Here is a 22,129-nt window from a genome sequence, read left to right as displayed (position 1 = left end):
GCTCGCGTCAACGGTGCCGCCCGCCCCTCGAACGACGAAGCGCGTGAGTGATGCAGGCGGGCATCCGCCCTCCTTCCATGCGTTCACAATAATGGAGCCAAGCCCGCTGTGAGCCGGCCCAAGGCAGCATCCCTGTTGAGTCCCGTTGATGGAAGCTCGTGTTGTCATGTTGGACCAAATCTCCCCTGTCGGGGGCAAGCGCGGCCCTTGAGGTTGCGCCGACCTTGCGGTTCGAGCTCCCGGGAGTGGGTCCGAAGTTCATCTGTGTGGCCTTGCTCACCATGTCAGGCTGGGTGCAAATATCTGAGTTGGTCTGGTGTGACGTGGGCCGCCGCTGGCCTGCGCACTGACGAGCGAGATGAGAGACCGACTCTCGCCCACCATGAGGTCCGGGCCGGAGTGCCCCAAAAGGGCGACTCTGTCGAACTTCGCGGCGCGCGTAGGTAAGGATCTGTAAGGCTCGATGGTCCACTCGTAGCGCGGTCGATCTCCCGGTTTGAATGAAGGAGCCCCATGGCTGTCGAAGCATCGCCGGATCGCGCGACGGTAGCGCTTACCGGCAAGCTCCAAGCCTCATGATGGACCCACGCGCAGTTGCGCCCCAGCACGTCGTCGTGCTCACTGCGAAGAACATATTCACGGAGGGTGCCGGCGATTCGGCGCTGTCCCGTCTCCTCGTGGAACAGCTCTGCCGCCGCGCTCGGGTGTCGCTCGTCTCGCTCGACAGTGCCGTCACGGAAGTGACTCGCCGGCACCACGGCTCCATCACGCAGACGCTCGTGCCGAAGCCGTCGGCAAGCGTGCTGGCCGTCGCGAGCCGAGCCGTGCGGTACCGACAGAGCCTTATCCACGCTCGGTTCCGGTCAAGAAGACTCCGTGCGGTCCTCGCAGACCTCAAGCCGGACCTCATCGTCGCCGAGCATGCCTACATGGCCGAAGAGCCGCTGTCCTTGGGGGGCTCATGGACCGTGGCGGTCAATAACCACGTATCCGAGTCGGTGGCGCTAGCCCGACGCGGTCTGGCGACGGTACTGCTGCGGATGCGGCTCCAGGAAGATGAGATCCGGGTGAACAGGCGGGCCGATCGCAGCCTCACGTTCGATCGTGAGCAGGCAGCGGCCCTGCGGGACGGCGGCGTGAGCGAAGTCTCTGTTCTCGATCTTGTCCTTCCTCCGATGAAGCAACCCCAAGCCCTGGGTGATCACGTCTTGTTCGTGGGGGATCAGCGATGGTTTCCCAACCGCCAGGCCGTCGAGAATCTCTTCGGGCTTGTGCGCCGGATGCAGGCTCGAGGCGTTCGCGTGCCGGTGGACGTCGTCGGTGCGCTGCCATCGACTCCCTACCGCGATGTTCCCTCGGGCGTGGTCATCCATGGCTACGTCGATGACATCGACGCGCTCTATCGGCAGGCTCGTTGCGTCGTAGCTCCCGTCGCCACCGGTGGCGGGGTGCGTGTCAAGATTCTCGATGCGGTGGCTAGAGGCGTGCCGGTCGTGACGTCCTTCGCCGGCGGGGGCGACATCCCGGAGTACTTGCCAATCCACCCGGTCGACAATGATGACGAGTTCATCGCGAGCGTAATTTCGCTAGTCGAGGATCGCACCTTTGCGCAGAAGCAGGGGCACCAAGTGTGGGCCGCCGGTAGGGCCCGTTGGAATAATGCTGATGTGGCCAACCTGGTTCTCGGAGTGGACAGATGACCAGCGATGACAAGTGGCTCATCACCCATGATTTTGCTTATCAGTTCGGGGGGGCGGAGCGCTGCACGGCCGTCATGGCAGATGTCGTCCTGCCAGACGCAGAGTTGCTCTTTATGGGCGGCGATGAACCAACTATTACCAGGATGGGGCTCGATCCTCAGCGGGTCCGAACCATTCTTCCGGGGGGCGCTCGATCTGGTCGATTGCACCGCGCGCTCAGCCCGGTCGGGGCTGCTCGGATCCTCTCGCTCCCCCCATACGAGGGCCATCTTCTTGCCTCCACGTACGCTTTCGCGCACTGGAGGCGAGCTGAGGGCAAGAAGATTATTTACTGCCACTCGCCGCTGCGTCAGATTTACAGCGCTATCGACGACTCGCCCCTCCGCCTCGTGCCGGCCGGCCTCCGCTCCAGGGCGCTGTCCTCCATCTGGGCCCTGGATAGGAGGGCGTCAACCGAGTCCGACGTCATTGTCGCCACGAGTTCGGTAGTATCCGACAGGATCGCCGAGTACTGGGGGAGGAGACCCGATATAGTCATTCCGCCCCCAGTGGACCTCGCGCACTTCTCCCCCGCAGCGTCGCCGAGTCGCGACTACCTGCTGTTCGTCGGTCGCATCGTCGAACCGTACAAGCGGTTGGGATTGCTCATCGAGGCGGTCCGATCCAGCGGCGAACGACTGCTCGTCGCGGGTGAGGGGCGCGACCGTGCTCGGTTGGAGGCGACCAGTCCCGAGAATGTAACGTTCGTCGGAGCTCTTGAAGGGGAGGCGTTGAGATCGCTGTATGCGAATGCCTTCGCAACGATCTTTCCGAGTGTGGATGACTTCGGAATGGTGCCCATCGAGAGCATGGCCTCGGGAACCCCCGTTGTTGCCTACGGCGCAGGTGGGGCGCTGGACACGGTGATTCCTGAAGTGAACGGACTGCTCTTCCACGATCCCTCCCCGGGCGCCATCAACGATGTGGTCAGGGCGGCACGAGCGAGGTCGTGGGCAGCCGATGTGGTCCGTTCGTCTGTCGAGCGGTTCTCGCAAACGTCGTTTGCGAGTGCTTTGGCGAATGTGGTGGCATCGGGCTGACGAGCCAGATGTCCGTGGCGTCATCGACGGCCGCAGCCTCCTTGCCCGAGAAGCTGGGGTCACCACTAGCTGGAGTTGTCGAGCGCCGGCGGAAGAGCCCGGAAAGACGTCACTGAACGTCGTCATGCGCGCACGGTATTGTGTGTGACGCGACTGACTCCACCTTCGTATAGGCGGTGAACGGGGTCGGTCCGTAACCTCCTCCGTGCCGGCTGAACACCAACGTTCGCCGAGCCTCACTTCGCAGGATCAGCCTCGTGCCTCGGTCAGAGTGCAACGGGCTGCCATTCGCACGGGGGTGCGCTCGCACATGGTTGTCGCGCGGCAAAAAGCCGTTCGCAAGGTCGAGGCCGTCCGCGGTCGGGGGTGGGGCTTCGTTGCCCCGCGCTTGCGTGGCGAGGGGACATCCGCGCGGCGCGCCTGGCGCAGCGCGTATGTGCGCCGTCTCGTCGCCGTCGACGCACTCGTGGCCGCGGTTGCGGCCGGCATGGGCTATCTTGTGCGTTTCGGCTCGGCGGACGTGACGCCTTCGCACGTGCCCTTCGCCTTCGCCCTCCTCATGCCCGCGGTGTGGGTGGTGGCGATGCTTGTCGCGCGGGCGTACGAGCAGCGGTTCTTGTGGGTGGGACCGGAGGAGTTCCACCGGGTCACCGCCGCTGCGGTGTTGATGCTGGCCGCTGTCGGCACCGTCTCCTGGGCCTTCCAGCTCGACGTGGCCCGCGGGTTCGTCGTTCTGGCGCTCCCGCTGGCCACCGTGTTCACGTTGATCTCCCGCTACGCCCAGCGTCGAGCCCTGCACCGGGCGAGGCAGCACGGCACGAGGATGCAGACCACCATCCTCGTCGGTCACCGCGGGGGAGTTGCCGCCTTGGACGAGCAGCTCGACCGCGAGGCCTTTCACGGCTACCGCGTCATCGGGTGCTGCCTGCCAGCCGGTCAGTCCGGTGCGGGCAAGGACGCGTTCAACGGCATCCCCGTGCTCGGCGATCTGACGCAGGTCGCCGCGGTCGTCAAAGCGTATGAGGTCGACACCGTCGCCGTCCTCCCATGCCCCGAGCTCGACGGGTCCGAGCTGCGGCGGCTCGGCTGGGAGCTCGAGGACACCGATGCGGAGCTGCTGCTCGCCCCGGCGGTCACCGAGCTCGTGGGCTCCCGGGTGCGGATCCGCCCGGTCTGCGGCCTGCCGCTGCTGCACATGGAGCGCCCCGAGCTGCGCGGGATCCGTCGCCTCACCAAGGAGGTGTTCGACCGCACCAGCGCCACGCTGGGGCTGCTCTTCCTCGCCCCGGTGCTCGTGGCCGTGGCCCTCGCTGTCGGCCTAGGCAGCCGCGGTCCGGTGTTCTTCCGGCAGGAGCGGGTGGGCCGCGACGGACGCACGTTCTCAATGCTGAAGTTCCGCAGCATGGTCGTCGACGCTGACCGGATGGTCGACGACCTGGCCGACAGTAGCGACGGGAACGGCATTCTGTTCAAGAAGAAGGTCGATCCCCGCGTCACCCGGGTGGGCCGTATGCTGCGGCGCTACTCCATCGACGAGCTGCCGCAGTTGATCAACGTGGTCAAGGGCGACATGAGCCTCGTGGGCCCGCGTCCGCCGCTGCAGCGCGAGGTCGACAAGTACGGCTACGACATGCACCGCCGTTTCCTGGTCAAGCCCGGCCTGACCGGCCTGTGGCAGGTCAGCGGCCGCTCGGACCTCTCCTGGGACGAGTCCGTGCGCATCGACGTCCGGTACGTCGAGAACTGGTCGCTGGCGTTCGACTTCATGATCCTCTGGAAGACCGCCGGAGCCGTGCTCCGCGGATCAGGCGCGTACTGAGCCAGGGCGGCGAGCGGGGAGCCGCTGCAGGCTGGTCAGGGCCACGGCGCCGAGCAGCAGGCCGTGATCGCTCACCCAAATGCTGAGAGCCAGCCACGTCGTCTCCGCCAGGAACATCACGGGGTCAGCCTGAGAGGGATCGGTCCCACTCAGGGCAGGCTCGCCGCGCCACGGGTCAAGATCGTGACGGCCGTGATCAGTGGTGCGGAAGTGCCCTGGCCCGCAGGTCAGCGGGGGACATCGGGCAGTGCCTGGGTGGCGAACTCGCCGGCGTTGGGAGCCAGGGAGTCGTTACGGAGGTACGACCACATGCGCTCACCAGTGGTCGCGTCCAGGTAGACGACGCTCGCCGGTCCTTCCATGCCGGTGCCCAGCACCGGTGCGGTGAAGAACTCGACGTCCGCTGGGCGGACGTTGCGCATCGAATAGGCCAGGCCGAACAGGTCCCGGTTCCCGAGGGTGTCGTCGACGGCGACGGCCCTGGTGACGGCCAGCAGGGCGTCGTCCAGCCGGCCCGGGTCGGTGAAGGTGTTCGTGCTGAACAGCTTCGTGAACAGCGAGCGCAGGTACTCCTGCTGGCGGCGCACCCGGTCGAAGTCGCCACCGGGCAGGCCGTAGCGTTGACCGAGGTACCAGCGAGCTTCGTCGCCGCTCAGCGTGTTGACACCGGCGGGGAACGTGTACGGGCCGTTGCTCGTCGTCTCGGCTACCAGGACCTCCACCCCGCCCAGGTCGTCGGTCACCTGGATGAGCCCGTCGAAATCGATGGCCAGGTAATGGTCGATGCGGATCTGGGTGAGCTGCTCGACCGTCTGGATCAGCAGCGACGGTCCACCGAACGCGTAGGCGGCGTTGATCTTGTTCATGCCGCGGCCGGGGATGTCGACCCACGAGTCGCGCGGGATCGAGATGAGCTGGGCGTGCTCGCGGTCCCCGCTGAACCGGGCGATCATGATCGCGTCGGAGCGCCCTGACGGGTCCTCGCCCTCCTCGGCCGCAACCCTGGTGTCGGAGCCGACCAGCAAGAAGGTCACCGGGCTGTGCGACGCGGCCTGAGCCGGCGTCGCCCGGGCAGGCCGCGACTGCTGGTCCATGCGCGTGAAGCACGTCGGCAACGCGGTCGATGTTGCCGGCGTAGCGCTCGGTCAGGTACCAGGCGCCGCCTCCGACGAGGAGGCCCAAGACCAGGGCGCTGGCGCCGAGGCCGATCAGCGCACGACGGACCACGCGCCGACGTCGACTGCCGCGAAGGACCTTGGCAGTGCCGTCCGTGAGTGGCTCTGCGGCCTCTCCGGGCGATGGTGTGGCGGCGACGTCGGGACCGACAGCAGGGACGGCGACGCCACCCGTGCCGGATGCATCGTGCTCGTCGGCGCTCATTGCGACCCCCGTCTGCGGACAACCGAAATCGAGCGTACGGCCGCAAAAGACCTGGTGAAGGCGACCTCACTCTGCGGAGGGGGGCCCTCGCGCACGGTCGGGGGCGGCTCGGTCCGAGGGGGGATGGGCTCCTTCGAAAGGCGCACGCTGCAGGCGCGTGATCCACTCCTGAGGTTGGTCATTCGGGACCGATCTGCGCCGGAGGGTGGGCATGCGCGTCTCCGTCATCGGCTGCGGCTACCTCGGCGCGGTCCATGCGGCCTCGCTGGTCGAGCTGGGCCACGAGGTCGTCGGGATCGACGTGGACGAGCGGAAGGTCCGGTCGCTCTCACAGGCGAAGGCGACCTTCTACGAGCCAGGGTTCGATGAGTTGCTCCGCTCGTCGCTTGCCACCGGGCGGCTCCGCTTCAGCACCTCGATGGCCGACGCAGCAGGTTCCGAGGTCCACTTCATCTGCGTCGGGACCCCGCAGAAGCACGGCGAGTACGCCGCGGACCTGCGCTTCGTCCAGGCCGCGGCCGAGTCGCTGCTGCGAGTGCTCGAGCCCGGCGATGTCGTCGTCGGCAAATCCACCGTGCCGGTGGGCACCGCAGCGGGGCTGGCGACCATGTTCGGGGAGAAGGTCCCCGGGTCTTCGGTCGCCTGGAACCCGGAGTTCCTCCGGGAAGGGTTCGCCGTGCGCGACACCCTCTACCCGGACCGGCTCGTCTACGGGGTCTCCGAGGGCGATGAGCGGGTGGTCGGCATCCTCGACGAGGTTTACGCCCGCATCGTGGCGCGAGGAACGCCGAAGGTGGTCACCGATCACGCGACGGCCGAGATGGTCAAGACGGCGGCGAACTCCTTCCTGGCCACCAAGATCTCGTTCATCAACGCCATGGCCGAGCTGTGCGAGGCGACCGGGGCCGACGTGAAGCAGCTGGCCGACGCGATCGGCTACGACGACCGGATCGGCCGCAAGTTCTTGAACGCCGGCCTCGGCTTCGGTGGCGGCTGCCTCCCCAAGGACATCCGCGCCTTCATGGCCCGGGCGGGGGAGCTGGGTGCCGACCAGGCGCTGACCTTCCTGCGCGAGGTCGACAACATCAACATGCGGCGGCGCATCCGGATGGTGGAGCTCGCCCGCGAGGTGTGCGACGGCTCGCTGCTCGGCAAGCGCATCGCCGTCCTTGGGGCCGCCTTCAAGCCCGACAGCGACGACATCCGCGACTCCCCTGCGCTCAACGTCGCAGCTCAGCTGCAGCTCCAGGGTGCCGTTGTCCGCGTAACCGACCCAGCGGCCGTAGAAAACGGGCGGCGGTTGTTCCCGCAACTGGACTACGCCGACACCCCGGAGGAGGCGGCCGACCGCGCGGACGCTGTGCTCGTGCTCACGGAGTGGAAGCAGTACCGGCAGCTCGACCCGGTTGATTTCGGAAGGGTCGTTGCTCAGCGTCGGGTGCTCGACGGGCGTAACGCCCTCGACCGCGATGCGTGGACCGCTGCGGGTTGGAGCTACCGGGCGCTGGGGCGCCGGGCAGGTTAGACGGGCCTGATGGCCTGATCGACGGGCCGAGCCGGACGCTGCGTTCAGGTTCCTCCCCCGGAGTGCCGATAGACCAAGCGTGTGGTGGGTCTGGGTTCTGGCAGCAGTGGCCGTGTGGACGGCGTTGGCCGTCGTCGGCGGCGTCGTCCTGGGCCGCGGCATGCGCATGGCCGACGAGCGGGAGCTGAAGCCCTCCTCCTGGCTGGTGCCCGCTGACCGGCCGGAGGTCGCGCCCGCGTCGCAGCCCTCCGGTGCCGGTGCCCGCCGCCGCGCCGTTCCGCTACCGCCGGTCGGGATCGCCCTGGCCGCGGTGGCCGTGACGCTCGAGACCGTCGGCTTCGTCGTCCGCCTCCGGGGCGACAGCGGGCCGGTCGCCCGCGCTCTCTCCATGGACGCGGCCTACTCGGCGCCGCGCACCTTCGTCGCCGTCCTCTTCGCCGTCGCGGCGATCGCTGCCGTGGCCGGCGCCTCGCGCCTGCCCGGCCGCCGGGCCTGGTGGCTCGGCGTCGGGCTCGTCTCGGGCCTGATCGCGGCCGTCAAGTTCGGCAGCACCGTCCACGTGAACGCCATGGAGGCGCTCACCGATGCGTTCGGCAGCGCCGGCGCGCTCGTCGTCAGCGTCGCGGCCGCCACCGTGGTCATCGGCGCGCTCTGGTTCCTGAGCCGCACCGAGCGCCGCGACCGGCGCCGGGTCCTCGGCGTGCTCGCCCTGTACGCCGGGGCATCGGTCGGCCTCTCCGCCGTTTCCGGCGTCGCGGCCAGCAGCTTCGGCGCGAACGTCGCCGCGGCCGCCACCTACCTCGAGGAGTCCGGCGAGGCCCTGGCCGGCGTCGCCTTCCTCGTCGCCGTGCTCATCGGTGTCGCGCCGCGCCTCGTGCTGCCCGCCGAATGGGCGGTGCGCCGCGCTGCCGACGCCCAGACGCTCGACGCCCCGGTCTCCGAGGCCCGTCAGCAGCGCGCGTCGGGCTGAGTCACCCGTTCAGGGGAGGTCCGGGTAACGGCCCGTGTGGGGGCGCAAACGCGGGACATGCCCACGGGGCTGCGGCTAGCGTTGCTTTAGCCGGTCGCAGGTCAGGAGGCCGACGACTTACGCACGACTCGGAGGTCTTGGACGATGCGGATGCTGGTCACCGGCGGAGCCGGCTTCATCGGCGCCAACTTCGTGCACCAGACGCTGCGCGAGCACCCCGAGCACTCGGTCACCGTGCTCGACGCGCTCACCTACGCCGGCAACGAGGCCTCGCTCGCCCCGGTGCGCGACGACATCGAATTCGTGCACGGCTCGGTCGCCGACGCCGAGCTCGTCGACTCCCTCGTCGCCCGGCACGACGTCGTCGTCCACTTCGCAGCCGAGTCGCACAACGACAACTCGCTGCGCGACCCCTCGCCGTTCCTGCAGACCAACCTGATCGGCACCTTCACGATCCTGGAGGCCGTGCGGAAGCACGGCGTCCGGCTGCACCACATCTCCACCGACGAGGTCTACGGCGACCTCGAGCTCGACGACCCGGCGAAGTTCACCGCGGAGACGCCGTACAACCCGAGCAGCCCCTACTCCTCGACCAAGGCCGGCTCCGACCTGCTGGTCCGCGCCTGGGTGCGCTCGTTCGGCATCCACGCCACCATCTCGAACTGCTCGAACAACTACGGCCCGTACCAGCACGTCGAGAAGTTCATCCCGCGCCAGATCACCAACGTGCTCTCCGGGCTGCGCCCCAAGCTGTACGGCGCCGGCGAGAACGTCCGCGACTGGATCCACGTCGACGACCACAACGCGGCGGTGCACCTGATCCTGGACAAGGGCCGGTCGGGGGAGACCTACCTCATCGGCGCCGACGGCGAGAAGAACAACCGCGAGGTGCTGGAGCTGATCCTCGAGCTCACCGGGCAGCCGTCCGACGCCTTCGACTTCGTCACCGACCGGGCCGGCCACGACCTGCGGTACGCCATCGACGCCTCGAAGCTGCGCGACGAGCTGGGCTGGGCGCCGCGCTACACCGAGTTCCGCGACGGCCTGGCCGCCACGATCGACTGGTACCGCGATCACGAGCCGTGGTGGCGCCCGCTCAAGGAGCAGGTCGAGGCCCAGTACGCGGCGCGCGGCCAGTGAGCGTCCTCATCCTCGGTGCCCGCGGCCAGCTCGGCCGGGCGCTGCAGCGCCAGTTCCCCGGCGCCGTCGCCCTCGACCTGCCCGAGTTCGACATCTCCGACCCCGCCACCGTCCGCGAGCACAACTGGGCCGACATCGACCTCGTCCTCAACGCGGCCGCCTGGACCGCCGTCGACGCCGCCGAGGACCCGGCCAACCTGGCCGCCGTCCGCGCGGCCAACGCCGACGCCGTCGGCTACCTGGCCCGAGCCGTGCGCACCTGCGGCGCGACGCTCGTGCACATCTCCACCGAGTACGTCTTCGACGGCCGGCACGAGGGCCCGCACCCCGAGGACTGGCCCGCGAACCCGCTGAGCGTCTACGGGCAGAGCAAGGCCGACGGCGACGTGCAGGCCGGCCACGTGACCAAGCACTACCTGGTGCGGACGACGTGGGTCGCCGGCGAGGGCGGCAACTTCGTGCGCACCATGGCCGGCCTGGCCGACCGCGGCGTCTCGCCCTCGGTCGTCGACGACCAGATCGGCCGGATCACGCACGCCGACGACCTCGCCGCCGGCATCAAGCACCTGGTCGAGACGCAGGCGCCGTTCGGCACCTACAACCTGACCAACGACGGCGAGCCGGTGTCGTGGGCGGACGTCGCCGCCGCGGTGTTCGAGGCACGTGGGCGCTCGGCCGACGACGTCACCCGGGTCAGCACGGCCGACTACTTCGCCGACAAGCCGGACGCCGCTCCGCGCCCGTTGAACAGCGTGCTCGACCTGAGCAAGATCAAGGCGGCGGGGTTCGCCCCGCCGGACTGGCGGGACGCGCTCGCCCGGTTGCTCGCCGCGCAGTAGGTCAGGCGGTGGGCGCGGAGGCCTGCTCGCGCAGGTAGCGCTCGACGCCGTCGACGCGGAAAGGGTCCTGCTCGCGCTGGTCGGCCAGGCGCATGCCCCGGCCCAACAGCACTCCGACCGGCAGAGCGGCTCCCACCCAGACGAGGGCTGCGATCAGTGCGACGGTCATAGATGATTTCTACGGCGGGCGTCGTGATTCTCCGTGATCCCACGCAGGCAGAAAGTGACGAACTGGTCCGCCTGAGCTGGTGGTGGCCCGTGCGCTCAGGCCGACGCGGCTCCGGCCAGGCGCTCGACCAGGTGCTCGACGGAGGCGGTGAGCAGCAACTCGACCGAACCCGGACCGAGCCGGCCGACGTCGAGGGTGAGCCCGCGCTCGCCGAGCGCGGCCGCCAGCTCCTGCTCCCGCCCGCCGATCCGCAGCGCTCGCGCCAGGACCTCGGACGGCGCGGTCGGCACGGTCGCCACGTGCAGCAGCGTGAGGCCGGTCGGCTCGGAGCCGGCGACCTCGGGGACCAGCAGCACGAGCCGGCCGTCGGAGGCGCCCCGGATGATCCGCGGCACCCGGGTGCTGAGCACCAGCCCCTTCGACCCCGCAGGCGTCCGCCGCTCCGAGTAGCGGCTGCGCAGCCCCGCGCTGGTGCCGGTCTGGGCGACCACGTGCAGCGACGGCTCGCCCGCGTGCTCGCGGAACCGGTACCGGGTCGCACCCAGCGGCGGCGCGAGCACCGGCGCCCAGGCGCGCAGCGCGTCCAGCGAGGCGTAGTTGAGCGCCTGCGGGTCGACCCCGAGCTGCACGAGGTGCGCCACGAGCGGGTTGTCGAACAGGTCGGCGTCCCCGCGGGAGGTGCCGACGGTGACCGTCTTCGCCTGGTGCTTGACGCTGTCGATCGACCGGGTCAACTCGTCGACCGCGCGGGTCAGCAGCTCGCGCAGCCGCTGCTCGAGGGAGACGTCGGCGTCGGTGAGCGCGAGCCGCCAGGCGCTCGGCGCGACCAGCTGCACGAACACCTCGGTGAGCTGCAGCGCCGTTCCGCTCGGCACGTAGACGCTGCCCGCCGCGGTGCCGCCCGCCAGCTCCAGGAACGCCTGCAGCGGCTTGGTCCCCGGCCAGTCGTCGGTCAGCTCCACCCCGGCGTCGTGGGCGGTCTCCAGCTCGGCCAGGGCCCGGCGGGCGTCGGTCGCGAGGTCGTCGATGGCGCGGGCGCAGTAGTAGGAGAACAGGTGCGCGGCCGCGGTGGCCAGGATCCAGCCGAGCGAGCGGTGCGCGTCGGGGACGGCGATGACGTCGTCCACCGGCCAGTCGCCGGCCGCCGACTCGTCGGTGATCAGCACCGGCAGGTTGCCGTGCGCCTGCAGGATCGCGATCTCCTTGCCGAGGTCCGCGCGCTGCAGCGGGGAGGTGCCGGCCGCGCAGACGAGCACGAGCGCCTCGGCGGAGAGGTCGATGTGCTTCTTGTCCTCGATCGCGTCGACCGAGACGGTCTTGTAGCAGAGCTCGGAGAGCTTGATCCGCCCCTCCGCGGCCGCGACCTGGTTGAGCCCGGAGCCGATGACCGACCAGGCGCGCCGGGCGAAGGTGCGCTGCGCGACCGCCTCGATCCGATCGCGCCGCTGGTACAGCGTGCGCAGCTGGCCGCAGATCGCCCGCAGCCCGCGCAGCATCCCGTCCTCGGCCGAGCCCGGGACGTCACCCAGGGCGTGCGCGACCTCCCAGGCGATGAGGATCCCGGCGGCGACCTGCGCGTAGAACGCCTTCGTCGAGGCGACCGCCATCTCCACGTCGCGGCCGTCCGAGGTGTGCACGATGCCGTCGGCGCGCTTGGCCAGGTCGCTGTCCCGCCGGTTGACGACGGCGAGGGTGGCCGCGCCGCGCGCGCGCAGCATGTCGACGGTCCGGTTGGTGTCGGTGGTCGAGCCGGACTGGCTGACCGCGATGACCAGGGTGTCCGCCAGCGAGGCGGGCAGCGGGGCCGCCGAGATCTCCGTCGCGGTGCTTGACGAGACGGCGATCCGGTGCCCGAGCAGGTCCGCGGCCACCCGGGCGATGCCCGCGCAGGCGACGGCCGCCGTCCCCTGGCCGAGCAGGACCACGCGGGTGACGGCGCCGTCGGCGAGGGCGGCGCGGATCGCCGCCGGGAACTCCGCCTCCGACAGAGCCGCCCGGAGTCCGTGCTCGCCGTCGACGACGCGGCCGCGCAGCGTCTTGCGCATCGACTCCGCGGCCTCGGCGATCTCCTTGGCGAGGTAGTGCTCCTCGTCGCCCAGGTCGACGTCCTCGGTGGTGATCTCGGCCCGCTGCCGCACGCCGTCCGGCAGCGGCCGGCTCGCGGCGGGATCGGCCGGGTCCCACAGGGTGACGTCGTACCCGCCGGCCCGCCGCTCGACGTGCGCGACCACCGGCGCCGTGGCGTCGGCGCCGACCAGCCGCCCGTCGACGCGCACGTAGTCGGCGCTCACCCCGACCAGGCCGTAGACCTCGCTGGCCACCATCGGCAGGGAGGGGGAGAGCCCGAGGTAGAGGCCCTGCCCGCTGCCCTTGACCCCGGCGGTGAACCCGTCGGGGGAGTGCTGGTCCTGGACGACGATCGCCATCGAGCCCTCGAACGAGCGCAGGCAGCCGGCCAGCGCCTGCCCGGAGGTCGCGGCCGCGCCGGCCAGCGCCGTCCCGACGACGAAGGGGATGACGCGGGCGTCGGTGGTGATGTCGGCGGCCGGGTGGTCGCCGTCGGGCACCGCGAGGATCGCGTCGTGGTTGTCGACGTCGCCGTTGAAGGCGGCGATGACGTACGGGTGCCCCGGCGCGCGGGTGAGCGCGTTGTTGACCGGGTGGGCGTTCGCCTGGCTGATCCGGCCCACGCTGGCCCAGCGGGTGTGCGCGACGACCGTGATCCGGGCCGACGGCAGGTGCAGGGCGGCGCGGAGGTGCTCGTCGCAGGCGATGGCGGCCCGGAGCCGCGCGACGTTGTCGCCCAGCCGCCCGATGAGCACGGCGGTCTTGTAGACGAAGGACAGCCCGCCCTCGACGACGGCGACGGTGCGGTCGCGGAAGAGCGGGTCGTCCCGGCCGGGCGGGACGTCGAGGCCGGCGGTCTCCGGAACGGCGACGAAGACGTGCAGGCCGGCCGAGTCGCGCCCGCGCACCTCGAGCCGGCCGAGGCTGTCGAGGACGACGTCGATCGCCCGGTAGCTGTGGCAGACGGCGGGCTCCGCGGCGTCCTGCACCAGCTCGCGGACCCTGACCGCCGAGCCGAGCAGGTCGTGCCGGAGCCGCCAGCAGGCGTCCCGCGCGTCACGGACCCGGGCCTGCAGCTCCTCGGCCCCCTCCCCGCCGGCCGCGAGGAGCAGCCCGTCCAGCGCGTCGTCGGCCTTCGTGACCAGCGCCCGCGCGGCGGCCGCGGACTCCTCGAGCGCGGCGTGCGCGTCGGGCGAGGCGACCAGCCGGGCGAAGGCGAGGGGCTCGGACCAGGTGCGGGTCGCCGTCGACACCCGGGCGCTCGTCTCCGCCAGCGCGGCGCCCGCGGAGGCGGAGGTCGGGGGATCCGGCCAGTCGGCCGCCAGGTCGGGGAAGCCCTCCGGCACCCCGCCCCCGGTGCCGTCCGGGTAGACGGGGAGGCAGGCCACCACACCGCACACGGCTTCTCCGTTCCGCCCCCGGCCGCCGGAGCGGGCAGCCGGGCATGCCCTCGTCGGAGGCGTGATGGTGTCACGCCGGAGCGGTGCGCGGTGCCCTGCGCGGCACCCCGATCAGAGGCCGGGGCGGACCTCGCCGCAGCGGCAGGCGTAGACGCCGGCGGGGCCGAGCGGGTCCTCGCCGACGTGGCGGAACCAGTGCACGTGCCACGGCGGCCGGGGCCGCGCGGGCAGGCTGCGGCCGGCGCGCTGCGACGGCCTCGGGGAGAGCATGCGTCCAGCGTGCACCGGGACCGCCCGGCTGTCGACGGCTCGCTCCGGGGCGAGCAGGTGCGCGCTCACGAGTCGAGGTAGACGGCAGCGCCGTCGCCCGGGTAGAGCTCGATCCAGCCGAACTCGAACTCCTGCACCCGGCCGCCGTCGGGCACGGCGTACTCGTCGGTGGTCGGGTAGCCCAGCTCGGAGTTCTCCCAGCCCAGCGCCGCCCAGGTGTCGCGGATCTCGCCGGCGACCGGGTGCGCGCCGGTCTCCGACGTCCAGTAGATCGAGCCGCGCTCGAAGTGGTTGAAGCGCCCGATGCCGTCCCCCGTCGGCAGCTCGCTGGTCACCGGGTAGCCGAGCCGGCCGGTCTCGAAGCCCTGGCCGCCGTAGGCCTGGCGGATGGAGCCCCACACGGCGTGCGCGCCGGTCCACGGCGTCCAGTAGATGAGCCCGCCCTGGAAGTCGTTGAACCGGCCCCGGCCGTCGGGGGTGCCCAGCTCGTCGGTGAGCGGGTAGCCCAGCGGGCTGGTCTCCCAGCCCAGCGAGGCGTACCGCTGGTAGATGGCGCCGCGCACGTGCCGCGGCATGCGCTGCGGCAGCTGGTAGATGACGCCGTGCTGGAAGGCGGTGAACCGGGCGCGGCCGTCGGGGGTGCTCAGCTCGCTGGTGATCGGGTAGCCCAGCGGGCCGGCCTCCCAGCCGAGCAGCGCGTACCAGCTCCAGATCTGGCCCGAGATCGCGTGCGCGCCGGTCCACGGCGTCCAGTAGATGCCGCCGCGCTGAAACAGGTTGTACCGGCCGAGCCCGTCGGGGGTGCCGCGCTCGCCGGTGATCGGGTAGCTGAGCGGCCCGAGGGTGCCGCCCTGCGCCCGGTAGGTGGCGAGGATCGCCCCGTTGACGTGCTGGGGGCCGGTCGGCGTCTGGAACACGTCGGCCGTGGCGACGGCGGTGCCGCCGAAGGTCACGACCGCCGCGACCGCGGCGGAGAGCAGGGACGCGGCCGTGCGACGGCGGGCGCGGGAGGAGCGGGACATGCCGCGGGACGCTAATGGGCGGCTGACCTGCGCGGAAGGCTTCCGGTACGAGATGGTGCAGGTGGGACGGGAGGGTCAGCCGGCCGGCGCCCGCCGCCGGGTTCCCCTCCTGCGGCGCGCCACCGCCCGCCGCAGCCCGCGGCCGAGCCGCCACTGGGTGGCCCGGTGCAGGCCGCGCAGCAGCGCCGGCGGTGCGTCGACGGCGTCCCCGCTGCGGCGCAGCCGCAGCGAGAGGCCGAACTCCAGCGGGGGCAGCTGCGCGTGCCGGTCGACCGCCTCGAACCAGCCGGCGCTGCGCGCGGCGGCCTCCTGCAGGGCCAGCACCGCCGGGCGGCGCTCGTCCTCGTAGGCCCGCACGGCGGCCGGCAGGCCGTCGGGGCCGCGTCCCGCGAGCGCCCGGCCCAGCGCCGCGGCGTCCGCGAGGGCCATGGTGGTGCCCGAGCCGATGGAGAAGTGCGCGGTGTGCGCGGCGTCGCCCAGCAGCACCAGGTTGCCGTCGGACCAGCGCTCGTTGCGGATCGTCGTGAACGACTCCCACGGGCCGCGGCCGGGTTCCCCGGGCCGGCACCGGAGCGGGTGCCCCTCCAGGTGCGCGGCGAAGATCCGGGACAGCGTCTCCGTCGTCGCCGCGGCGTCGGCCGTGTCGAAGCCCAGCCCGGCCCACGTCTGCGCCGAGCACTCGACGATCACGGTGCCGGCGTCGGCCGCGTGCCGGTAGCCGTAGCACCAGATCCAGCCCGCGGTGGTGCGCTCGAAGGCGTAGGTGAAGTCGCGCAGCGGCATCGAGGTGCCCAGCCACACGTGCCGGGTGCCGCCGGGGGACTCCGTCGTCCCGAACCGGTCCGCGCGGGCCCGGCGGAACCGGCTCCCGGCGCCGTCGGCGAGCACCACCAGGTCGTGCTCGCCGGCCAGGGCGTCGGTGACCTCCGCGTCCGGGACCTCCGCGTCGAAGCGCACCTCGGCGCCCAGGGCCCGGGCCCGCCCGGCCAGGACGTCGATCAGCCGCTGGCGGCTCGTGCACCAGCCCGACCCGCCCAGGTGCACCCGCCGCCCGCCCGGTGCCACCACCACCTGGCTCTCCCAGCCCACCGACGTCCGCCGCAGCGCCTCGGCGGTCTCCGGGTCGACCGCGCCCACACCCCGGAGCAGGTCGTCCCGGTCGGAGGCCGCGGTCGCGACGGCGATGCCCCAGCCGTGCGTCGTGCCGGCCGGCCGCCGCTCCCGCACGGTGACGCGACAGGCCGGGTCCAGCCGCCGCAGGGCGACCGCGAGGAACAGCCCGCCCGGGCCTCCGCCGACGACCAGCACGTTCACGCCGGCACCCCTCCCGGCCGGCGGGGGAGCCGGACCGCCGGCCGGCGCGTGCCCGCGCGCATCCGGACCTTGGCGCGGTGCAGCAGGGCCTGACCGCAGTCGCGGGCGGACACGGCGTCGTAGAGCTGCCGGAGCGCTGCGGGGCGGATCAGCTCCACCGCGCCCGGGTAGCGGAAGGCCTCGCCGCCGAAGCGCATCTTGGCCTGGTCGACCCCCGACCACGCCGGGCTCGACCGGATGCCCTCGTCGACGGCGTCGTGCAGGGTCTGCTCCGCCAGCCCGCCGAAGTCCAGCCACCGGTAGCCCTCGCGGTGCGCCCACCGGCCGATCTCCCAGCGGGCCACGCCGGGCACGCCGAGCCGTGCGCCGTCGCCGCTGCGGTCGAAGCCGCCCAACCGGCCGCGGACCATCGAGCCGCACATCGTCACCAGGTCGGCCGTGACCGGGACACCGCGGACCTCGCCGATGAACAGCGCGGCGTTGCCCGTCCGGGCCAGCTCGCCGTAGAGGCGCCGCAGGTGGTCCTCGTCGGGCGGCCGGTAGCCGCACGCGTCACCGCTCACCCGCATCAGGGCCGCGAGCACCGGGACGTCGTCCTCGTCGCCGCGGCGGATCCGCACCCCGCGCTCGGCGGCGCGGCGGATGAGCGAGCGCAGCCTCGGCGGGAGCCCGCGCCGGAGCTCTTCCTCGCACCGGTCGAGGTCCAGCCGCACCGAGCCGGGCGGGGCGATGCCCGCCGTCGACGGGCGGAAGCCCCGGCGCAGCAGCGCCGCGTGCACGTCGTCGGCGCCCTCCGGTGGCTGGACGAAGAGCATCCGCACGCCGTCGAGGTCGGCCAGCGCGCGCGCCAGGTCGTCGACGACGGCGGACCGGTCCGAGGCGGACGGCGCGACGACCGGCCCGTACGGCACGTACCCGATCAGCCGCAGCACGGGGACGCGGCGGAGCAGCACCTGCGCGCCACCGACCAGCCGGCCGCCGCGGCGGGCGAGGACGTAGGTGTGCGCGAACCCCTCCGCGGCGCGGACCCGCGCCCAGGCCGACAGCTGGGTGACGTCGGTGCCCGGGGTCCCGGCCACGAGCCGGTCCCACTCGCCGAGCACCTCGGCGCACGGGGTGGCGCGCTGCTCGGTGGTCAGCAGGCCGGCGCTCACCTCAGACCACCTCGTACACGCGGAAGGTGTTGGACCGGGACCACTCCCGCCCCGGACGCCAGCCCCGGAGCGTCCGGACCGGGTGGACCCGCCCGGTGGCGAGCAGGGCCGCCTCCTCGCGCGGGTTGCCGTAGAGGATGCGGAGACGGCGGGGCGCCCGGTCGACCGACGCCAGGATCCGCTCGACCACCTGCGCGAACGTGGCGCCGTCGAAGGGGTTGTAGAGGAAGACCACCGAGGTGTCGTCCGGGACGTCGAACTCCAGGGCGTTGCCGTGCACGAGCCGGACGTCCTGGCAGCGCAGCCGGTCGCGCACGCTCGCGAGGTTGCGCACGGCCACCTCGTGCAGGCGCTCGGACAGCTCCACCCCGTACACGGTGCGGAACGGGTGGCGCAGCGCCGCCTGGAGGACCACGCGCCCCTTGCCCGAGCCGATGTCGACGAAGACGTCGTCGGGGCCGACGTCGCCCGGCGGCAGCAGGCGCCGCAGCGTGACCAGGCCGGCGGGGGCGTACCGGGTGTACTCGGGGTTGTCGAAGCCCAGCTCGCCCGGCTGGATGACCCCGTCGGTGTCCAGCCCGTAACGGCGGTCGAACAGCGCCCGGTTGGCCGACCGCTTGGCCCACGCGTAGGGGCGGCCCACGGTCCGGAGCAGGGATGCGGTCATGGCTGCGCCCTTCCTGGCGACGGGTCGATCGGGGGAGGTGCCGCGGCGGGGGCCGGTCCGGGCCAGGCGCTTGGCCCGATCGACCAGCACCCGCCCGACCCCGGAGCGGAGGGAGAGGTCGTAGGCGGCGCGGACCAGCGGCGAGGCGATCAGCTCGACCGGGTCCGGATAGCGGATCGGGGTCCCGCCGAACCGCAGCTTGTGCCGGTCCGGACCGGAGAGCCGGTCGACGTCCAGCTCGCCGCCGGACAGCAGCACCTCGGCGGCGGACTCGGACAGGCCGCCGTGGTCGAACCAGCGGAAGCCCTGGGACCGCGCCCAGGTCATCGCCGTCCAGTCGACCGCCGCCGGGACGTTCAGCCGGGCCGCCTCGCCGTCCCGGTCGAAGCCGAGCAGCCGGGTCTTGAGCACGCCTCCGGTGGCGCTGTAGACCGCCGTCGCCGCGGGCCGGCCGGCGACCTCCCCGAGGAACACCACCAGGTCGCCGCTCGGGAACAGCTCCCGGTACATGCCGCGCAGGTACTCGACCCCGAAGGAGGTGTAGCCGTGGTGCTCGCCGGTGTGCGCGAGCAGCGCGGCCACCTGCGGCAGGTCGGTCTCGCCGGCGATGCGCACCTCCACCCCGGCCCGCGGCCAGCGGTTGACCCACGGGCGCAGCCGGCGGCTGAGGTTCCTGCGCAGCTCGTCCTCGTCGCGGGCGAGGTCCACGCGGACCGACGTGCGGGGGGCGATGCCCGCGTCCGACGGGCGGAAGCCGCGGTCGGCCAGTGCCCGCGCGGCCCCCGCCCCGCCCGAGGGCGGCTGCACGAAGAGCATCCGGAACCGGGAGCGCGCGAGCGCCGCCAGCTCGTCGGCCAGCGCGGTCGCGACCGGGCCCGCGCACTCCTCGCCGACGTCGACCAGCGGGCCGTACGCCACGTACCCGATGGCGCCGAGGACGGGCACCCGCCGCACCAGCACCTGCGCACCGCCGGCCAGCCGCCCGTCCCGGTGCGCCAATACGAGCAGCGAGGTCATGCCGGCCTCCGCGCGCACCCGCGCCCAGCCGGAGAGCTGCGCGACGTCGCCGGCCGGATGCGCGCGGACGAAGTCGTCCCAGCCCTCGAGCGAGCCGGTGTCCGCGGGGGTGGCGGTCGTGACCGTCGTCCCCCTGCCCCTCGTCGCGGGCGCGCTCACAGCCGGTCCACCGCCTCGCTGCGCACCCGGTTGCGGGTGTCGAGGACGTGGTCGGCGTGCCGTTCCAGCAGCTCCCACGGCAGGTCGTCGTGGTCGGTGAGCACGATGACCAGGTCCGCGGCCGCGACCTCCTCCGGGGTGCACGCCACCAGCTCCAGGCCCGCCGGCAGGTGCGCCCGGTCGACCAGCGGGTCGACCCCGCGCACCCGGGCGCCCAGCCCCAGCAGGCGGCGGGCCACCTCCAGGGCCGGTGACTGCCGCGCGTCACCGCTGTTGCGCTTGTAGGCGAGCCCCACGAGGAGCACCGAGCTGTCCTTCACCGACCGGGCCCGCAGGTTGAGGTGCTCACCGGCCCGGGCGACGACGTAGTCCGGCATGTGGTCGTTGATGTCGTTGGCCGTCTCGATGAACCGGAAGTTCTGGTTCAGCGAGCGGCGGACCTGCCACGACAGGTACGAGGGGTCGATCGGCAGGCAGTGGCCGCCCACCCCGGGGCCGGGGCGGAAGGGCATGAACCCGAACGGCTTGGTGGCGGCCGCATCGATGACCGACCAGACGTCGATCCCCAGGCCGTGGCAGACCATGGCCAGCTCGTTGACCAGCGCGATGTTGACGTGCCGGAACGTGTTTTCCAGCAGCTTGGTGAGCTCGGCCTCCCGGATGCCCGCCACGGGGACGACGCGGTCGACCAGCCCGCCGTAGAACTGCGCCACCGCCTTGGTGGAGAGCTCGTCGACGCCCGAGACGATCTTGGGGGTGTTCCGGAAGTTCCAGACCGGGTTGGACGGGTCGATCCGCTCCGGGCTGTAGCCGACGCGGTAGTCCTGCCCCGCCCGCAGCGGGCTGCCGGCCTCGAGCAGCGGGATGAGGACGCTCTCCGTCGTCCCCGGGTACGTGGTCGACTCCAGGACGACGCAGCACCCGGTGGTGACGTGCGGCGCCAGCATGGTGGCCGCCGACTCCACGAACCGCAGGTCCGGTGCGCCGTCGCGCAGCGGCGTCGGGACCGTGATGACGGCGACGTCGAAGCCGGCGAGGTCGGTCACGGACCGGGTGGGCCGGAACCGGCCCGTGGCGAGCGCGGCGGCGATCTCCTCGTCGGAGACGTCGTCGATGTAGGTGCGGCCCGTGCGCAGCCGGTCGACGCGGGCCTCGTCCACGTCGAAGCCGACCACCTCGAACCCGACCTCGAGCGCGCGCATGGTCAGGGGCAGCCCGACGTAGCCCTGCCCCATCACCACCAGGCGTCGTCCACCGGCACTGCTCATCAACTGCTCCTCGGGGTGGCCGGAGTGGAGGGCGGGAGGGCTTCCCGCCCGTACGATGTGGAACCCGCGTCCCACGGGGGAGAGGGGTGGTCGTGCTGCCGCGCCGAGGAGCCCCGCCCCTGGTCCTGGCCGGCGTCGCGGCGCTGCTGCTGACCGCCTGCACCTCCGGGGCCGAGCCCGAGGCGGCCGCCCCGACCGGCCCGGACGGGTGCACGGTCTCGGCCGGCACGGCGGCCGGAGCCGCAGCTGGCGCTCGACGAGGCGCAGGGCGGCTCGACGGTCTGCGTCACGGCGGACCTGCTCGACGCCGACCTGCGGCTCGAGCGCTCGGGCACCGAGGACGCGCCGATCCGGCTGCTCGGCGACGGCGCGACGGTGCGGTCCCTGACGGTGGAGGACGAGGAGCACGTCGTCGTCGAGGGCTTCGTCGTCGTCGACGGCGACGGCATCGTGCTGAGCGGCCGTTCCCTGGTGGTCCGCGGCAACGAGGTGCGCGGAGCCGAGCTGGACGGGATCAGCTGCGAGCGCCCCTGCGCCGACGTGACGGTCGAGGGGAACACCGTGGAGGGCACCGACGGGTCGGGCATCCTCGTCGAGGGCGAGCGGATCACCGTGGAGGGCAACACGGTGAGCGGGTCGGTGCGGCGGGAGTCCGGGGACGCCGACGGCATCCGCTTCTTCGGCACCGGGATCCGGATCCTGGGCAACACCGTGCAGGACATCAAGGACGACGGGTACGCCGATCCGCCGCACACCGACTGCTTCCAGACCTACGACAACAGCCGCCCGCCCACCGTGGGGGCGCTGATCGCCGGCAACGTCTGCCGCAACGTCGACCACCAGTGCCTCATCGCCACGGCGGAGGAGGCCGGCACCGCCGGGGAGGTGGGGCGGTCGCGGGACATCGAGTTCACCGGCAACGTGTGCGACGTCGAGGGCTCCCAGGCGGTGCTCGTCCAGTGGATCCCGGGCGTCGTCGTGCGGGGCAACACCCTGACCGGCCCGGCGCTCGACCGCGGCGCGATCTTCCTCGACGGGTCGACCGGCGCGGAGTTCTCCGACAACGAGGTGCCTGCCGGCCTGGTGCCCTACCAGCTCGACGAGGAGTCCGAGGACGGGTTCAGCACCGACGAGCCGGGCTGAGCCCGGCGGGGTCCTGGTCATCGGCGC

General features: G+C 72.2%; 17 protein-coding genes. 8 read left to right on the top strand and 9 right to left on the bottom strand.

Going from position 1 to position 22,129, the window contains the following annotated elements:
* The first annotated feature begins 614 nt into the window (after positions 1-614).
* The 3 genes from JKP76_RS23210 to JKP76_RS03540 all read left to right on the top strand — a co-directional run bounded on the left by JKP76_RS23210 (position 615) and on the right by JKP76_RS03540 (position 4,598).
* The gene (locus tag JKP76_RS23210; protein ID WP_200489578.1) at positions 615-1,700 is read left to right on the top strand and encodes a glycosyltransferase; all 1,086 of its coding nucleotides are present in this window, start codon (positions 615-617) and stop codon (positions 1,698-1,700) included.
* Positions 1,697-2,779 carry a glycosyltransferase gene (locus JKP76_RS03545; protein ID WP_200489577.1) on the top strand — a complete coding sequence of 361 codons (1,083 nt, stop codon included), beginning with the start codon at positions 1,697-1,699 and terminating at the stop codon, positions 2,777-2,779. The genes JKP76_RS23210 and JKP76_RS03545 overlap by 4 nt, the downstream gene beginning before the upstream one ends.
* 205 nt (positions 2,780-2,984) lie before the next feature.
* Positions 2,985-4,598, top strand: a complete 1,614-nt coding sequence (locus JKP76_RS03540; protein ID WP_309229393.1) for a sugar transferase — start codon at positions 2,985-2,987, stop codon at positions 4,596-4,598.
* A 227-nt stretch (positions 4,599-4,825) separates the two neighbouring features.
* Here JKP76_RS03540 and JKP76_RS03535 read toward each other — a convergent pair whose 3' ends face one another.
* A complete protein-coding gene (locus JKP76_RS03535) occupies positions 4,826-5,632 on the bottom strand; it encodes an LCP family protein (protein ID WP_309232830.1) in 807 nt (268 codons plus the stop codon).
* 557 nt (positions 5,633-6,189) lie between these two features.
* On the opposite strand from JKP76_RS03535, the gene JKP76_RS03530 reads away from it, so the two are divergent.
* The 4 genes from JKP76_RS03530 (at position 6,190) to JKP76_RS03515 (ending at position 10,452) form a co-directional block, all read left to right on the top strand.
* Positions 6,190-7,503: a UDP-glucose/GDP-mannose dehydrogenase family protein gene (locus JKP76_RS03530; RefSeq protein WP_200489576.1), complete on the top strand. Its 1,314-nt coding sequence runs from the start codon at positions 6,190-6,192 to the stop codon at positions 7,501-7,503.
* 112 nt (positions 7,504-7,615) lie between these two features.
* Positions 7,616-8,473 carry a hypothetical protein gene (locus JKP76_RS03525; protein WP_309229396.1) on the top strand — a complete coding sequence of 286 codons (858 nt, stop codon included), beginning with the start codon at positions 7,616-7,618 and terminating at the stop codon, positions 8,471-8,473.
* Positions 8,474-8,617: 144 nt separating this feature from the next.
* Complete coding sequence (gene rfbB / locus JKP76_RS03520; protein WP_200489574.1) at positions 8,618-9,613, top strand: dTDP-glucose 4,6-dehydratase; 996 nt, start codon at positions 8,618-8,620, stop codon at positions 9,611-9,613.
* The gene (locus JKP76_RS03515; protein ID WP_200489573.1) at positions 9,610-10,452 is read left to right on the top strand and encodes an NAD(P)-dependent oxidoreductase; all 843 of its coding nucleotides are present in this window, start codon (positions 9,610-9,612) and stop codon (positions 10,450-10,452) included. The genes rfbB and JKP76_RS03515 overlap by 4 nt, the downstream gene beginning before the upstream one ends.
* Before the next feature lies 1 nt (position 10,453).
* Here JKP76_RS03515 and JKP76_RS03510 read toward each other — a convergent pair whose 3' ends face one another.
* The 8 genes from JKP76_RS03510 to JKP76_RS03475 all read right to left on the bottom strand — a co-directional run bounded on the left by JKP76_RS03510 (position 10,454) and on the right by JKP76_RS03475 (position 20,959).
* Positions 10,454-10,621, bottom strand: a complete 168-nt coding sequence (locus JKP76_RS03510; protein ID WP_200489572.1) for a hypothetical protein — start codon at positions 10,619-10,621, stop codon at positions 10,454-10,456.
* Positions 10,622-10,716: 95 nt separating this feature from the next.
* On the bottom strand, positions 10,717-14,088 hold the full coding sequence (locus JKP76_RS23205; RefSeq protein WP_200489571.1) for an SIS domain-containing protein: 3,372 nt from the start codon (positions 14,086-14,088) through the stop codon (positions 10,717-10,719).
* Between the two features lie 111 nt (positions 14,089-14,199).
* Positions 14,200-14,358 (bottom strand): hypothetical protein, encoded by a 159-nt coding sequence (locus JKP76_RS03500; RefSeq protein ID WP_200489570.1) that lies wholly within the window; start codon positions 14,356-14,358, stop codon positions 14,200-14,202.
* A 65-nt stretch (positions 14,359-14,423) separates the two neighbouring features.
* Positions 14,424-15,380, bottom strand: a complete 957-nt coding sequence (locus tag JKP76_RS03495; protein ID WP_200489569.1) for an LGFP repeat-containing protein — start codon at positions 15,378-15,380, stop codon at positions 14,424-14,426.
* Positions 15,381-15,455: 75 nt separating this feature from the next.
* The gene (locus JKP76_RS03490) at positions 15,456-16,694 is read right to left on the bottom strand and encodes an FAD-dependent monooxygenase (protein ID WP_200489568.1); all 1,239 of its coding nucleotides are present in this window, start codon (positions 16,692-16,694) and stop codon (positions 15,456-15,458) included.
* Complete coding sequence (locus JKP76_RS03485; RefSeq protein WP_200489567.1) at positions 16,691-17,848, bottom strand: lipid II:glycine glycyltransferase FemX; 1,158 nt, start codon at positions 17,846-17,848, stop codon at positions 16,691-16,693. Before JKP76_RS03485 ends, JKP76_RS03490 begins: the two co-directional genes overlap by 4 nt.
* Before the next feature lies 1 nt (position 17,849).
* A complete protein-coding gene (locus tag JKP76_RS03480; protein ID WP_200489566.1) occupies positions 17,850-19,691 on the bottom strand; it encodes a GNAT family N-acetyltransferase in 1,842 nt (613 codons plus the stop codon).
* On the bottom strand, positions 19,688-20,959 hold the full coding sequence (locus tag JKP76_RS03475) for a nucleotide sugar dehydrogenase (RefSeq protein WP_200489565.1): 1,272 nt from the start codon (positions 20,957-20,959) through the stop codon (positions 19,688-19,690). The genes JKP76_RS03480 and JKP76_RS03475 overlap by 4 nt, the downstream gene beginning before the upstream one ends.
* 246 nt (positions 20,960-21,205) lie before the next feature.
* On the opposite strand from JKP76_RS03475, the gene JKP76_RS03470 reads away from it, so the two are divergent.
* Positions 21,206-22,102: a right-handed parallel beta-helix repeat-containing protein gene (locus tag JKP76_RS03470; protein ID WP_375335638.1), complete on the top strand. Its 897-nt coding sequence runs from the start codon at positions 21,206-21,208 to the stop codon at positions 22,100-22,102.
* Positions 22,103-22,129 lie beyond the last annotated feature (27 nt).

It is taken from the genome of Blastococcus sp. TML/C7B (assembly GCF_016612845.1).
Classification (GTDB): domain Bacteria; phylum Actinomycetota; class Actinomycetes; order Mycobacteriales; family Geodermatophilaceae; genus Blastococcus.
Note: the sequence above shows the minus strand (reverse complement) of the source record. Positions and strands in the feature narration are given on the sequence as shown.